This window comes from Staphylococcus auricularis (genome assembly GCF_001500315.1).
In the GTDB taxonomy this organism is placed as follows: Bacteria; Bacillota; Bacilli; order Staphylococcales; family Staphylococcaceae; genus Staphylococcus; species Staphylococcus auricularis.
The window spans coordinates 1-15390 of sequence record NZ_LLER01000010.1 but is presented as its reverse complement, the minus strand read 5'-3'; the positions used below and the strand labels follow the sequence as shown (position 1 = coordinate 15390).

The following is a 15390-nucleotide window of genomic DNA, read 5'->3' as shown; positions in this document are numbered from 1 at the left end:
TAGGTTAGAGGTGCTTTGCACGGTTCCACTCTTGATATTTACGCAACTCTATCAGTTTGATATCCCATTCGTATCAAAAATAGGTTGTATGCGTACGCTCATTTACGATATTTAACTCAACTACATAAAGGCGCATTCGGTAAATGTCAGTGATATGCTTCCAGCAACCGCATACTCTCTGTACACATCCATATACTTACTAATCCTTTATGGACTTCACTTTTATCATAGGGCCATCTATAATAAATTTCAAGCGTTTTATCGTGTTATTTTACACGTATTGTTTTAAGCGTGTGAGCACTTTGTCTTTACCTAATACTTCCATCGTATTTGGTAATTCAGGTCCATGCATTTGGCCTGTGACAGCTACACGAATTGGCATGAAGAGTTGTTTCCCTTTAATACCAGTTTCTTTTTGTACTTCTTTGATTGTTTTTTTAATATCAGCCGCTTCAAACGGTTCTAAACTTTCTAATTTGCCGTAAAGATGTGACATAAGTTCAGGTACTTGTTCACCATTAAGTACTTCTTGTTCTTCTTCCCCAAGTGTTTGTTCATCACGGAAGAATAATTCAGAAAGCGGTACGATTTCTCCAGCATAACTCATTTCTTTTTGATATAACGCAACAAGTTTACGACCCCAATCCAAGTCTTCTTCTGACGGATTTTCAGGGAGTAAGTTCGCTTTAATCATGTGTGGTAAAGCGAGTTGGAATACCGTTTCTGTATCTTTTTGTTTCATGTATTGGTTGTTAACCCATTCAAGTTTACGTTTATCGAAGAATGCTGGTGATTTAGATAAGCGTTTTTCATCAAAGATTTTAATAAATTCTTCTTTAGAGAAGATTTCATCTTCACCTTCAGGAGACCAACCTAATAATGCGATAAAGTTGAATAATGCTTCAGGGAGGTAACCTAGGTCGCGGTAATCTTCAATGAATTGTAAGATTTGTGCATCACGTTTACTTAGTTTTTTGTGTTCTTCATTCACAATGAGTGACATATGACCAAAACGTGGTGGTTCCCAGCCCATCGCTTCATAGATCATTAATTGTTTAGGTGTATTAGAAACGTGGTCATCACCACGGATGACATCAGTGATTTCCATGTAATGATCGTCGATTGCAACCGCGAAATTGTAAGTTGGGATGCCGTTTTTCTTCACGATGACCCAGTCTCCGATATTATTTGAATCAAATGAAATTTCACCTTTAACCATATCGTCAAACGTATATGTGACGTCTTTAGGCACTCTGAAGCGAATCGCAGGTTTGCGGCCTTCTGCTTCGAACTGTTGACGTTGTTCTTCAGTTAAGTGTGCATGTTGACCACCGTAACGTGGCATTTCTCCACGTGCTTTTTGTGCTTCACGTTCTTCTTCTAATTCTTCTTCAGTCATATAGCATTTATACGCTTTATCTTCATCCAATAGTTGTTGAATAATTGGGTTGTAAATATCAGCACGTTCAGATTGGCGATAAGGGCCATAACCTTTATCTTTATCTACAGATTCGTCCCAATCCATGCCTAACCATTTCAAGTTATCAAATTGAGAAGATTCCCCATCTTCTAAGTTACGGTTTGTATCTGTGTCCTCGATACGTACGACGAAATCTCCGTCATAATGTTTTGCAAATAAATAGTTGAATAATGCTGTTCGTGCATTCCCAATATGCAAATAGCCAGTTGGGCTTGGTGCATATCTTACTCTCACGCGATCACTCATTACGTTCACTCCTGTTTTTTAGAATCTACACGTTTTTAATGATATCTTCGTGCGTTTTCTCGTAAAATTTTAAATTTAATTGCTATCTCTGCATCAATCTATGACTGTCCTAATACTTTAAAGATCATGCTGACAATATCACGCATGAATCTAAGATTGAATCACGAGACATTAACGTACTCATTGTAGCATTTTCACATGCGTCTTGATAACCGTTGTGCTTAAATTCCACCGGCACATAAACGGTCTATCTTGTTCATATGTTAGATTAACTTAGCGAAAATAATACGCCCTGAAGAGGTTTGTAATAGGCTCACTACTTCAAGATTAACATGACTGCCAATATAGCGTTTCGCATTGTCTACCACGATCATCGTACCATCATCGAGATAACCTACCGCTTGGCCATCTTCTTTACCTGCCTTCGTTAACAGCAGTTCAAATTGATCACCTTGGTGTACCATGGGCTTGATGGCTTCTGATAAATCGTTAACATTCAATACTTGAATCCCTTGGACGTGACACACTTTATTTAAATTAAAATCCGTCGTAATGATATGTCCTCGGTAGTGTTTCGCTAATTTAATTAACATCCCATCAATGTCACTATGTGATTTGGTAGGTGCAATAATGCGGGTCGGATGGTCGGAATCATATAATTCGTTTAATATGTCTAAGCCACGCTGCCCTTTCTCACGTTTCACACTATCGTTCGCATCTGCCACGACTTGTAATTCATTAATCACACCTTGTGGAATGAGGATTTCACCATCAATAAAACCACATTTGATCACATCGACGATTCGCCCGTCGATAATCGCACTCGTATCTATCAATTTAGGCACCGCATTTCGTGAGCTGATTGAAACCGTTCTTGCAATTTTTTCCGGAAGAAACAGTAACATTTCGTCACGCTTTCTCAAGCCGAGTTGAAAACCTAAATAACCGAGTAAAATCGTTATAATGACGGGTACAAAATGATTCAGTACAGTATTTCCGATGAGTTGGAAAATAAATGAAATCATCACAGAAATCAGTAAACCGATGATTAATCCAACGGTCGCAAATAAGATTTCTATCGCACTACGTCTCATAATGACTTGTTCCATTTCTTTCAATGCGCCAGATAATCGGTTGATAAACCAACCAAAGATTAAGAAAAATAACAGTATACCGATGACCGCATTAAAATAACTGTTATGGAATAAATCGAATTCTCCTAGACCTACATCGTTAATAAATGTCGGTATTAAATATACGCCGAGGCTCGCACCTAATACGACGTAGCATAATACCACTACAAACTTGGCGATCTTCACATGCTTGCCCCCTTTCTAATAAGTTGTTCTCTCTATACTTATAACTATGGATGCATTGCATCATGCCCTTATCACGGACTACTGAGGTAGGTTGATTGTCCAATCATTTTTAAAATAAGGGCAATGAATGACTCACTGGTCATCCTGATCATTTTTCAAACATTCAACTAAAGTATTTATTCTTTCTCACCTGTCTCACGTTAGTAGCGAGTTCACAGGTATAAGCCTTTAGTGCTGACGTTGTTTAAATGCACAGGCAAGCGCCTCGCTCACATTCGATACGCCAATCACTTGAATATTTTCAGGGAATTCCCAACCACCGATATTGGTTTGTGGAATAATAATACGTTCAAAGCCGAGTTTAGCCGCTTCTTGTACGCGCTGTTCTATACGAGAGACGCGACGCACTTCACCGGTTAAGCCCACTTCACCAACATAACAATCTAAACCATTAACCGGTTTATCTTGGAAGCTAGACGCTGTCGATACAATGACACTCAAGTCTACTGCAGGTTCAGTCAATCTAACACCACCAGCGACTTTAATGTAGGCATCTTGTTGTTGTAATAAGTAGTTTTCTTTCTTCTCTAGTACGGCCATTAATAAATTGAGTCGGTTGTAATCAATTCCTGTCGCCATCCTTCTTGGATTATTAAATGTGGTTGGTGTGACAAGGGCTTGTACTTCAACTAATAACGGCCGAGTACCTTCCATCGTCGCGACGATGGTCGAGCCTGGTACATTGGTAGAACGTTCTTCTAAGAACATTTCAGACGGGTTTTTAACGCCTTTCAAACCACTCTGTTTCATCTCGAAGATACCCATTTCATTCGTAGAACCAAACCGGTTTTTGACTGCTCTCAAGATACGATACGCATGGTGTTCGTCCCCTTCGAAATATAGCACGGTATCTACCATGTGTTCTAATAATCTAGGCCCTGCAATTTGACCTTCTTTTGTCACGTGACCAACGATAAATGTCGCGATATTCATTTGTTTTGCGATATTCATCAAGCTTTGGGTACTTTCACGGACTTGGGAAACAGAACCAGGCGCGGAGCTAATGTCAGGATGATAAATCGTTTGAATAGAGTCCACGACAATCATATCTGGTTTGAGTTGTCTTACGGTTTCGTGAATCACTTCTAAGTCTGTTTCTGCAAAAACATTCAGCGCGCTTGAATCTTCTTCAAGTCGCTCTGCTCTCAATTTAGTTTGGTTAAGTGATTCTTCCCCTGTGACATAGAGGACAGAGTATGCTTTCGATAACGCTGCACACATTTGAAGGAGCAGTGTTGATTTCCCAATACCTGGATCACCACCAATGAGTACGAGCGATCCCTTAACAATTCCGCCGCCCAACACACGGTTAAATTCTTCGGATGAACTTTTAATGCGCGGCGTCTGTTCTTGTTTAACATCATTTAATTTTTGAACTTTCGCATTGTGTGTCTGGCTACGTACACCATGTTTTGGACTGGTTTCTTTTTGCTCTACAATCTCGTCCATTTGGTTCCAAGCACCACAGTTTGGACATTTTCCCATCCATTTAGGCGACTGGTAGCCACAGGCCATACATTCGTATATCACTTTCTTCTTGGCCAAGAGGACACCCCCACTTTCATTTTGAACAAATCTATTTTAAACTTCTGAATTATTAAAAACAACTTTAACCCAAGAGCGTACATAGATTGTCACTTTACTTTTGAATAGAATATGAACATTCTCCCTCATAAATATGATACATGAATTAAATATCACTTTTATAATTCAATGTATCTCATGTTTGAACCTTTCTATTAAAGGCCTCATAAGTAACTTATACAATTCGTATATTATTGTAAAATCATACGTGATATCTCAGTTGAAATCAATCAAAATTAATAGATTTATTGTGATACAGATACTGATCCTTAGTTCGTATGTACTGTATCACAACGAAAACATAATAAAAAGGTGCCAACCTCTATCGTTATTGAGATAGACATTGGCACCACATGCTTTGAACGCAATGATTTACACGTGTTGATCACACGAATTATGATTCAGTTGCTTCTTCTTTTTGTTGAGATTCTTCTTTTTCTCGGATATCATATTTGAATTCGTCACCATCGTGATCTACAACTACATTTTTACCTTCCAGTTGGTTACCTGCTAAGATGAGCTCACTCAAATTGTCTTCGATATTTTTTTGGATGGCTCTTGCAAGTGGTCTTGCACCGTACTCAGGATCATAACCTTCTTCTGCAATTTTAGCTTTCGCCGCTTCAGTGACATTAATTTCAATATTTTGTTCTGATAAACGATCAGTAAGTTTGTTCACCATCATAGTCACAATTTCTTTCAATTCATCTTTAGAAAGTCTGTGGAATACAATGATGTCATCCACACGGTTTAAGAATTCTGGACGGAATGCATTTTTAAGTTCTTTCATCATTGTTTTACGGATGGATTCGTAATCTTGACCTTCAGATGCACCGCCGAAACCAGCGAAGCGTTGATCTTGAAGTTCTTGTGCACCGACGTTAGAAGTCATGATAATCACTGTGTTACGGAAGTCGACTTGACGACCTTTCGTATCAGTTAAACGACCATCATCTAAAACTTGAAGTAAAATGTTAAAGACATCAGGATGTGCTTTTTCAATTTCATCAAATAAAATCACTGAGTAAGGTTTTTGTCTTACTTTTTCAGTTAATTGACCTGCATCGTCATGACCTACGTAGCCTGGAGGGGCTCCGACTAAACGACTCACAGCATGTTTTTCCATGAATTCACTCATGTCAACACGGATCATCGCATCTTCTTCGCCAAACATAGATTCAGCTAATGCGCGTGCGAGTTCTGTTTTACCTACACCAGTAGGTCCTAAGAAGATAAAGCTACCGATTGGACGTTTAGGATCTTTCAATCCAGCACGTGCACGTCTAACGGCTTTACTAATTGAATTAACTGCATCTTCTTGTCCAATTACGCGACCATGTAACGTATCTTCTAAGTTTAATAGACGTTCAGATTCTGTTTCGTTGATTTTAGTGAGTGGAATACCTGTCCATCCAGCGATGACTTCGGCAATATCTTCTTCAGATAATGACGTATTGTCACCGTTTTGGGTGTTTTTCCAATCATTGTTGGCTTCTTCAAATTGTTTTTCAAGTTTGGTTTGTTTATCACGTAAGTTTGCTGCATTTTCGAATTCTTGCGCATGCACTGCAGCGTCTTTTTCGTGTTTCACTTGTTCAATTTGTTGTTCGATTTCTTTTAAGTTTGGTGGTGTTGTATGACTTCTCAAGCGTACTTTTGAACCTGCTTCATCAATTAAGTCGATGGCTTTATCTGGTAAGAAGCGATCTGAAACGTAGCGATTGCTGAGTCTTACAGCTGATTCTAATGCTTCATCAGAAATGTTAAGTCTGTGATGTGCTTCATAACGATCACGTAAACCTTTAAGGATTTCAATCGTATCTTGAACAGAAGGTTCATCGACTTGGATTGGTTGGAAACGACGTTCTAACGCTGCATCTTTTTCGATGTTTTTACGATATTCATCTAATGTTGTGGCACCAATACATTGTAATTCACCGCGTGCGAGTGCAGGTTTTAAGATGTTAGATGCATCAATCGCACCTTCTGCGCCACCTGCACCGACTAATGTGTGTAATTCATCGATGAATAAGATGACGTTACCTGCTTGGTGAATTTCATCCATTACTTTTTTCAAGCGTTCTTCAAATTCACCGCGGTATTTAGTACCAGCGACAACTGTACCCATATCTAATGACATCACGCGTTTGTCTTTAAGCGTTTCAGGTACTTCATTGTTTGCGATAGCTTGTGCTAAACCTTCAGCGATTGCTGTTTTACCTACCCCTGGTTCACCGATGAGTACAGGGTTGTTTTTAGTACGACGGCTTAACACTTCGATGACTCTTGTAATTTCTTTATCTCTACCGATGACAGGATCTAATGTACCATCTTTAGCAATCACGGTTAAGTCTCTAGCAAGACTATCTAAAGTTGGTGTGTTATTTGATTTATTTGCTTGTGCATTTTTATTGCCCATTTCTGGACTACCTAATGCTTTGACCACTTGTGCCCGTGCTTTTGTAATGTTTAAGTCTAAGTTTGCGAAGACGCGTGCTGCCACACCTTCATTTTCTCTAATTAATCCGAGTAAAATGTGTTCTGTACCCACAAAGTTGTGGTGTAATTTACGTGCTTCATCCATAGAAAGTTCAATGACTTTCTTAGCTCTCGGTGTATAATGTAGCACGCCCATTTGTTCTTGACCGTGGCCGATTAATTTTTCAACTTCTTCAATTACTTTTTCTTCAGTAATATCGAATGATTCTAATACTCTTGCAGCAATGCCTTCAGGTTCTTTCATGAGACCGAGTAGTAAGTGCTCAGTACCAATATTAGAATGGTTCAGGCGAATTGCTTCTTCTTGCGCATGTGCTAATACGCGTTGCGCACGTTCTGTCAATCTTCCAAATAGCATAGCGTAACCTCCTATTTTATCTGTTCTCTTAAAACGTCTGCCCGGCGTTCGCTTACGGATTTATCATCTGTTTCATCTATTAAAAATGGTGACTGTATCTGCACCATTAATTGGTTAAAATCAAAATGTTCTAATTCAATGTAGCCAAGATCAATACCTAATTTCACTTCACTCAATCGATATGAAGCCTCTTCCATCGAAAGCAATCGGCAATTTTGCAAAATACCGAGTGAACGATAGACCCGGTCGATCGTTTCAATGTGATTATATCTGGCTAAGCGTTCTCTTAACTGTAACTCTTCATTGATGATTTGTTGTACGATTTCAATTAAGCGTTCAATGATTTCGCTCTCTGTTTTACCTAATGTGAGTTGGTTCGATACTTGATAAATATGACCAAAGACTTGCGAACCTTCACCGTAAATGCCTCTAATGGTAAAACCAAAGCGATTGATCGTTTGTGCGATGCGATTCATGCGTTTCATAATCGATAAGCCAGGTAAGTGTAACATCACTCCTGCATGCATTCCTGTACCGATGTTGGTTGGACACGTTGTAAGATAGCCTAGATCTTCATCAAAGCTAATATCTAACGCTTCGTCAAGTTGATCATCGACTGAAGAAGCTTTTTCAAATAGCTTTAATAACGCTAAATCATGACTCATTGCTTGAATACGCACATGATCTTCTTCATTTACCATGACGCTAATAGAATGATCATCATTTAAGAGCACTGCTGAGGCGGGTTGGCGTAATAGCTCTGGACTAATCAAGTGCTGTGCGACCAATTGATGTTTGCTCAACTGATCTAAGTCATCTAACCGTTGCACTTTTAGATCAGGTAAAGCATCTTGAACTTCATTGATCACTCTAAAGCCAGCTTGTTCTGAAGGGAACATTAATGGATGTACATGGTTTTGTAAGTTTCGAGCGAGTCTGATTCTCGAAGAAATGACAACAGGGCTCTCAGTTTCTTCGTACATCCAGCTGTTCATGTCTGTATGGTCATGTTCATTCGCCATCCTGTTTCCCCTCACTTTCAGCTTTCAGCGCGTTGATTTCATCTCTGACAACTGCCGCTTCTTCAAAGTTTTGTATTTCAATTAATTGATTTAAATACGCTGTTTTGTCCTCAATTTGTTTTTTGATTGCCAGTTTTCTATGTGAAGAATAAGGTGTTTTACCTGTGTGTTGAAATTGTCCGCCTTGAACACGCTTTACAATGTCAGTTATATCATCTTTAAATGTTGCATAGCAATCAGCACAACCGAACTTACCGACGTTAGCGATATCTTTCAATGTCATCTGACATGTTGGACATCGTTTTTCTTCTTTAACTGTTAAATTATCAATGTTCAAGCCGTGTTTAGCTGCTAAGTGTTGTAAGATTTGTTTCACAACAAACGATTCTTCGATGTTATCTTGTGAAGGAATTTGTTGATTCTCATTCCAAGGGTTGCCGCCGTTCGCACAAGTTGTGCATAACCATTTTTCTTGGACACCTTCATGTCCTTTAACTACAACCTTAACTTCTGCATCGTTCAAATGACAATTTTCACATAGCATAAAGCAACACCCATTCTTTAATAATAGTTAATTACTGGAAGCAATTTCTTCAAAATGTTAGCGCGAATAATGTCGCGTGACATGACATCCAATTTCAATGTGTCTCGATCTACAATCGCGTGAATCATTTTCGCTTCACGTTCTGTAATATAGTCTTTCTCAAGTAAACCGTCTATGATGTAGTACGCTTGTTGTTGAGAAATAGATGGACCAATTAATTGGAGTAGGCGATTAATATAACCGTTTGTGTCTTTATTTTCAACTTTAGTGATTCGGATATAACCGCCGCCACCTCTTTTACTTTCAATTTCATAACCATGTTCGTTGGTGAATCTGGTTTTAATCACGTAATTCAATTGGGAAGGTACACAGTCAAAACGTTGTGCGATATTTGCACGCTGAATTTCTACAACGTCATCGTCTGTATCTTCAAATAATTGCTTAATGTACTGTTCTATGATGTCGGACATATTGTGCATCATCATCACCTTCTTTTTGACCTTCTTTGACTATATTATATGACCAAGTTTGACCTTTTTCAACCATTATGTTTGGAAATTTTAAATTATCGATAGTTAGTTGAAAAAATTTATTGTATTATAGAAAGGAAAGAACTTTAATAAAAGGGTGGAAAACATGCACATAATTATCAGTATCATTGGTATTATCGTCTTTTTAGCGTTAGCTTATTTATTTAGCTCAGATCGCAAGAAAATCCGCTGGCAATATGTCGGATTACTATTACTCATCCAACTCGTATTCGCGTTTATTTTACTCAAAACTAAATTCGGTATCACAGTTGTTGGCGGTATTTCAGACGGATTTAACTACTTACTCACTAAGGCAGGAGAAGGTGTGAATTTCGTATTCGGTGGCTTCAAAATTGATCCAAGTAACCCACCATTCTTCTTAAATGTCTTATTACCGATCGTCTTTATCTCAGCATTAATCGGTATTTTACAATACACACGTATTTTACCATTAATCATCAACGTACTCGGCTTCCTCATTTCAAAAATTAATGGGATGGGTCGTCTCGAATCTTACAACGCCGTAGCTGCAGCAATCTTAGGACAATCAGAAGTATTCATTTCATTGAAAAATGAGCTTAAATACATATCTAAACAACGTCTCTATACATTAACTGCTTCAGCCATGTCAACGGTATCCGCTTCAATCATTGGGGCATACTTCTCACTCGTAGAACCACGTTACGTCGTAACAGCAGTCGTCTTAAACTTATTCGGTGGATTCATCATCGCTTCTATCATCAATCCATATAAAGTTGATGAAGAAGATGATAAACTCATCGTTGAAGATAGTGAAGTTAAAAAACAATCCTTCTTTGAAATGCTAGGAGAATATATCTTAGATGGATTCAAAGTTGCGATTATCGTAGGGGCAATGTTAATTGGTTATATTGCAATCATCGCATTACTTAATGGTATCGTGAGTGCAATCTTCACATTCCTTAGTGGAGGATCAATCAATTGGGACTTCCAAACATTAATCGGTTTTGTCTTTGCCCCATTTGCCTTCCTTATTGGTATTCCTTGGGAAGATGCCGTACAAGCAGGCTCTGTTATGGCTACAAAACTATTATCTAATGAATTTGTCGCAATGGAAAGCTTAACTAAAGTGAAAGACATCGGCGAACACGCAAAAGGTGTCGTATCTGTATTCTTAGTTTCATTCGCAAACTTCAGTTCAATCGGTATTATCTCAGGTGCTATCAAATCATTAAATGATGAAAAAGGTGACATGGTTGCTCGATTTGGTCTCAAACTCTTATTCGGTGCAACACTTGTTTCATTCATCTCTGCAGCGATTGCAGGTATCTTCATTTAATCTAAAGCTTTTACAATTAACCTTCCGATGTTTGGCATGTCATGTGCCACCTTCTGGAATGTTTTATTAATTCAATTAAGTTTAATCTGTTTTTACAGATGAAAAGGCCAGGAGTCTTCTCACTCCTAGCCTTTTTTATTGTGTAAATTAAGCTTCTTTATATTTTGCTACAATGTGATCGATAAAATATTGAGTCACGCGATAATCATCGGTCAGTTCAGGATGGAATGACACACCTAAATAACGCGCTTGTTCTACTGCAACAATCTTATCCTCAACTGTCGATAAGACCGTTGTCCCTTCATGCGCTTCTGTGATATGTGGTGCACGAATAAATACACCCTCAATATCACTTGCGATGCCTTTAATATCTAATTCCGCTTCAAAGCTATCCACTTGTCTACCAAATGAATTACGCTCAACAGTGACATTTAGCTTAGATAAATAGCCTGCTTCTCCTACTATCTCCTTCGCTAATACAATTAACCCTGCACACGTACCGAACATCGGTAATGTTGAATCAGAAAGCGCCTCTTTAAAACCATACAAATTCATCAAACGTCTCAGTGTCGTCGATTCGCCACCTGGAATGATGAGTCCATCGATATCATCAAGTTGTTTCACTTTTTTAACAGGAACCCCTTCATGTCCGCTCAGTTCGATATGTCTGATATGCTCTCTCACTGCACCTTGCAGTGCTAAAACGCCTATTTTCATCTTACCAACCACGCTCTTGCATACGTTCTTCTAGAGATAATTGATTGATATCTAAACCTTTCATTGCTGTACCCAATTCTTTAGCTAATTTACCGATCAACTCATAATCTTGATAGTGTGTCGTAGCTTGTACGATCGCTTTCGCAAATTTTTCAGGTTCATCAGATTTAAAAATACCTGAACCCACAAACACACCATCTGCTCCAAGTTCCATCATTAATGCAGCATCTTGTGGTGTCGCAACCCCACCTGCCGCAAAGTTCACAACAGGAAGACGGCCTTCATCTTTGATTGATTTTAAAACATGATATGGCGCACCTAGGTTTTTAGCCTCTGTCATGATTTCATCATCGCTCATCACTGTAAGACGACGCACCTCTGCATTCACTTGGCGCATATGTCTTACCGCTTCCACGATATTACCTGTACCTGGCTCACCTTTCGTTCTTAACATCGCAGCGCCTTCACCAATACGTCGAGCAGCTTCACCTAAATTACGACATCCACAAACAAACGGTACTGTAAATTGATCTTTTAATAAGTGGAATGTTTCATCTGCTGGTGTTAACACTTCTGATTCATCGATGTAGTCTACACCCATTGCTTCTAATACACGTGCTTCAGTGATGTGACCGATACGAGCTTTCGCCATGACAGGAATAGATACTGCATTCATCACTTCTTCTACAATTTTAGGATTCGCCATACGTGCCACGCCACCTGCAGCGCGAATATCAGATGGTACACGTTCTAGTGCCATGACCGCCACGGCACCTGCTTCTTCCGCAATTTTAGCTTGTTCAGCGTTGACAACATCCATGATGACGCCGCCTTTTTGCATTTCAGCCATGCCTCTTTTAACACGTTCTGAACCAGTTACTTTTGTCATATTTCAAAACCCCTTTTATTTATTGATTAAATACAGTTTAAGGGATAAACTGATAGTTAAAAAGGGACACATTTTAGAAAAATGAAGGGGTCAGATTTATGAAACAACAACCGCTCTACCTTGAACTTTATGAACGTCTTAAAGCGCAAATTATTGAAGGACAATATCAATCAGGTGATAAATTTCCATCCAAGCGCGCGTTACAACAACATTTATCTACGAGCAATACGACGATTGAACACGCATATCAATACTTATTAGACGAGGGATATATCTATTCAAAACTCCGTTCAGGCTACTATGTATCTGATATCGAGTCGCTGCCCACATTAAATCAGTCGACACCTGCTCAAGCATTTCGTGATACATCTTTGACGAATGAAACGACAGAAGAAGATGAAGATTATCGCTATAGCTTCAATCTTTCAGAAATTGATACTCAATACTTCCCTTTAAAACAATTTAGAAAATATGCTCGAGATGTTTTTGAAACTGAACAATCTCAGTTACTCTTACAAGGTCATCCTAAGGGGGAAAACACCTTGCGCCAACAAATAGCACGTTATGTTTTCAATAGTAGAGGCGTCTCTTGTCATACTTCACAAGTAATTATCGGCTCTTCAACAAAACAATTAATTAATTTACTAACTGACTTACTCAAGCATCCAAAATTCATTATAGAAGATCCTAGTTATCCTCCCATTAAACAAGTGTTAGACCAAAAGCACATTCCATATGAACAATTAGAGGTAGAAGAGGATGGTATATGTACGGATCATTTACATGAAACCCATCACGATGTCGTCTATGTAACCCCATCTCATCAATTTCCAACCGGTTATGTAATGAACTTAAAAAAACGCACCCAATTGATTAACTGGGCACGTCAGTCAGAGGAACGCTATATTATAGAAGATGATTATGACTCAGAATTCAGATACTTTGGTAAGCCTATCTCTGCATTACAAAGTTTAGATCAAAGTGGCAAAGTGATTTACATGAGCACATTTTCAAAATCACTGTTTCCGAGCTGCCGTGTCGCTTACATGATTCTGCCTGAACGATTACTAGCCATCTATGAATCATTACAATATAAAGAAGTGAACACCGTACCTGTCCATTTACAATACATCATTGCAGAGTTTATGAAATCTGGAGGCTTTGAACGTCATGTAAATAAAATGCGTAAACTTTATCGTTCTAAACTCACTTTTATCTTAGAAGCTTTGAAGCCATATAAAAATCAACTACAAATCCGTGGAGCATTAACAGGTATGCATTTTACACTTACCGTTACAAACGGGCGCTCCCTTAACGAATGTCTACAGCGTGCAGAAGCGCTCAGTCTCAAAATCATTCCATTTCAATCATTTGATGCGGAAGAAACAGAAACGAAATTTATTCTCGGATTTGGAGGCATACCTTTTTCCGAGTTAAAAGCACATACCGAAGCATTGATACAAGCTTTAGTGGTGAAATGATTAAGTTCAAACGTGGAAATCAAATATAGATTTTATTATGAATTTGTTTTGGTTTTCATTTCATTGTTTATTGTTAATCACAACTGTTTGCAATAGATAACTTATAGCGTTTCGACAAAGGAAACCAGTATTGCATTAAAGTCTTTATAGTTGTCGTAGTTTGCATTATGAGAGGCATGACTTATCACCCTTATTGGATGCCCTGTTTGACTTGACCAATGATGACAATATTTCTTTATATATCCCGTTTTATCATGTTCTCCATAAGTAATTAAGACTGGGCAATCAAACTGTACTTCATCTCTAACTTTTAAAAACTCTTCATAGACTGCACGAGCGGCTCGTAACATATCGTTTTTCCCCAATTTATTCAGTGAATTAAGCATGCTCTTCTTCGCTTCATCTGTTACTGTAATAGCATTTGCGGCAGTTTTAGTATAACATCTATAAGGATAACATTTAGCAATAGTAGAAAAGTGTTTAATCCAAAACAGTTCTGACTTCTTATAATAATCTCTACCAAGAGGGGTAGTGCCTATCCCTATAAAACCTATGACTTTGTCTTTAAAATCATTAGCGAAAGATTGAGCTATAAATCCTCCCTCTGATTGACCAACAAATATGATTTTATTTATATTTTCCTTTTTAAAGATAGCTAATAATTCTTTATTTACATTTGAAAAAGAAAAGTTACGATAGGGCCTCGATTTTCCATGTAATGGCAAATCCCACGTTATCAATTTGTATTCATGAGCTAAGTATTGAACTTGCTTATCGAAAAGCGTATGATCTGCAGTTAATCCATGGCAAAAAACAATAGCAACCTCTGTTGATATATTTATATCATTTGTCCAGTAATAAACGCTTCCTTCTGTCGACCTTATACTTTTTTCTATCATATAAAAGTTATCCCCTTTTGCAACAATATGAACCGTTTGCTGCTATTATTTTTTAAATATCTCTAACCACTATGAACTATTTTCACCCTAAAATAATTACTATTAAAACAATCAATAAATTTAATATAATCTTTAAATCAAAATATAAATCATTTTTAATGCTATTTTTATACACATAACATATTACAGTACTATAATAGTTAAATCATCCCACTATGTTTTTATTATATCATTTATTGTTTAAACTTATTGAAAGTAGATTATTATCTCCATATACAGTCGATTATTTCTTCTTTTACAGTGTATCAAGAAAAGGTCTCTATACGTCTACATATTAAGTTTTATTGAAAAGAAGTATTTTACCTGAGACTCCTGAGGCAAATAGCTGAAGGCGAAAATCCACTATTTCAGTGCGTCTAGCAATGAAATAGTTAGTTGAGCCAA

At 37.9% G+C, this 15390-nt stretch carries 12 protein-coding genes; 2 read left to right on the top strand and 10 right to left on the bottom strand.

Features of this window, described 5'->3' with window-relative positions:
- Positions 1–271 precede the first annotated feature (271 nt).
- The 7 genes from gltX to APS80_RS05805 all read right to left on the bottom strand — a co-directional run bounded on the left by gltX (position 272) and on the right by APS80_RS05805 (position 9591).
- A complete protein-coding gene (gltX, locus tag APS80_RS05835; protein WP_059107344.1) occupies positions 272–1726 on the bottom strand; it encodes a glutamate--tRNA ligase in 1455 nt (484 codons plus the stop codon).
- 263 nt (positions 1727–1989) lie between these two features.
- On the bottom strand, positions 1990–3045 hold the full coding sequence (locus APS80_RS05830) for a PIN/TRAM domain-containing protein (protein ID WP_059107343.1): 1056 nt from the start codon (positions 3043–3045) through the stop codon (positions 1990–1992).
- Positions 3046–3273: 228 nt separating this feature from the next.
- The gene (gene radA / locus APS80_RS05825) at positions 3274–4650 is read right to left on the bottom strand and encodes a DNA repair protein RadA (protein ID WP_059107342.1); all 1377 of its coding nucleotides are present in this window, start codon (positions 4648–4650) and stop codon (positions 3274–3276) included.
- A gap of 433 nt (positions 4651–5083) precedes the next feature.
- Positions 5084–7546, bottom strand: coding sequence for an ATP-dependent Clp protease ATP-binding subunit (locus tag APS80_RS05820; protein ID WP_059107341.1), 2463 nt, complete (start codon positions 7544–7546; stop codon positions 5084–5086).
- 11 nt (positions 7547–7557) lie between these two features.
- Entirely contained in the window at positions 7558–8568 is a 1011-nt protein-coding gene (locus tag APS80_RS05815; RefSeq protein WP_059107340.1) for a protein arginine kinase, read from the bottom strand.
- Positions 8558–9112, bottom strand: a complete 555-nt coding sequence (locus APS80_RS05810) for a UvrB/UvrC motif-containing protein (protein WP_059107339.1) — start codon at positions 9110–9112, stop codon at positions 8558–8560. Before APS80_RS05810 ends, APS80_RS05815 begins: the two co-directional genes overlap by 11 nt.
- 17 nt (positions 9113–9129) lie before the next feature.
- On the bottom strand, positions 9130–9591 hold the full coding sequence (locus APS80_RS05805) for a CtsR family transcriptional regulator (RefSeq protein ID WP_059107338.1): 462 nt from the start codon (positions 9589–9591) through the stop codon (positions 9130–9132).
- 157 nt (positions 9592–9748) lie between these two features.
- Here APS80_RS05805 and APS80_RS05800 point away from each other — a divergent pair, with 157 nt between their 5' ends.
- The gene (locus tag APS80_RS05800) at positions 9749–10960 is read left to right on the top strand and encodes a NupC/NupG family nucleoside CNT transporter (protein ID WP_059107337.1); all 1212 of its coding nucleotides are present in this window, start codon (positions 9749–9751) and stop codon (positions 10958–10960) included.
- Between the two features lie 147 nt (positions 10961–11107).
- On the opposite strand, the gene pdxT is transcribed toward APS80_RS05800, so the two are convergent.
- Together pdxT and pdxS are read right to left on the bottom strand one after the other, a co-directional pair.
- Positions 11108–11677, bottom strand: a complete 570-nt coding sequence (gene pdxT / locus APS80_RS05795) for a pyridoxal 5'-phosphate synthase glutaminase subunit PdxT (protein ID WP_059107336.1) — start codon at positions 11675–11677, stop codon at positions 11108–11110.
- Position 11678: 1 nt separating this feature from the next.
- The gene (pdxS, locus tag APS80_RS05790; RefSeq protein WP_059107335.1) at positions 11679–12566 is read right to left on the bottom strand and encodes a pyridoxal 5'-phosphate synthase lyase subunit PdxS; all 888 of its coding nucleotides are present in this window, start codon (positions 12564–12566) and stop codon (positions 11679–11681) included.
- A 98-nt stretch (positions 12567–12664) separates the two neighbouring features.
- Between pdxS and pdxR the strand changes: the two genes are divergently transcribed.
- Entirely contained in the window at positions 12665–14047 is a 1383-nt protein-coding gene (gene pdxR, locus APS80_RS05785; protein WP_059107334.1) for a MocR-like pyridoxine biosynthesis transcription factor PdxR, read from the top strand.
- 101 nt (positions 14048–14148) lie between these two features.
- Here pdxR and APS80_RS05780 read toward each other — a convergent pair whose 3' ends face one another.
- Complete coding sequence (locus APS80_RS05780; RefSeq protein ID WP_059107333.1) at positions 14149–14946, bottom strand: alpha/beta fold hydrolase; 798 nt, start codon at positions 14944–14946, stop codon at positions 14149–14151.
- Between the last annotated feature and the right edge of the window lie 444 nt (positions 14947–15390).

Coding starts and splice junctions, on each gene's coding strand:
- APS80_RS05780 (WP_059107333.1), bottom strand. CDS start 14,946: ATGATAGAAAAAAGTATAAGGTCGACAGAAGGAAGCGTTTATTACTGG.
- APS80_RS05820 (WP_059107341.1), bottom strand. CDS start 7,546: ATGCTATTTGGAAGATTGACAGAACGTGCGCAACGCGTATTAGCACAT.
- pdxR (WP_059107334.1), top strand. CDS start 12,665: ATGAAACAACAACCGCTCTACCTTGAACTTTATGAACGTCTTAAAGCG.
- pdxS (WP_059107335.1), bottom strand. CDS start 12,566: ATGACAAAAGTAACTGGTTCAGAACGTGTTAAAAGAGGCATGGCTGAA.
- APS80_RS05815 (WP_059107340.1), bottom strand. CDS start 8,568: ATGGCGAATGAACATGACCATACAGACATGAACAGCTGGATGTACGAA.
- gltX (WP_059107344.1), bottom strand. CDS start 1,726: ATGAGTGATCGCGTGAGAGTAAGATATGCACCAAGCCCAACTGGCTAT.
- pdxT (WP_059107336.1), bottom strand. CDS start 11,677: ATGAAAATAGGCGTTTTAGCACTGCAAGGTGCAGTGAGAGAGCATATC.
- APS80_RS05800 (WP_059107337.1), top strand. CDS start 9,749: ATGCACATAATTATCAGTATCATTGGTATTATCGTCTTTTTAGCGTTA.
- APS80_RS05805 (WP_059107338.1), bottom strand. CDS start 9,591: ATGCACAATATGTCCGACATCATAGAACAGTACATTAAGCAATTATTT.
- APS80_RS05810 (WP_059107339.1), bottom strand. CDS start 9,112: ATGCTATGTGAAAATTGTCATTTGAACGATGCAGAAGTTAAGGTTGTA.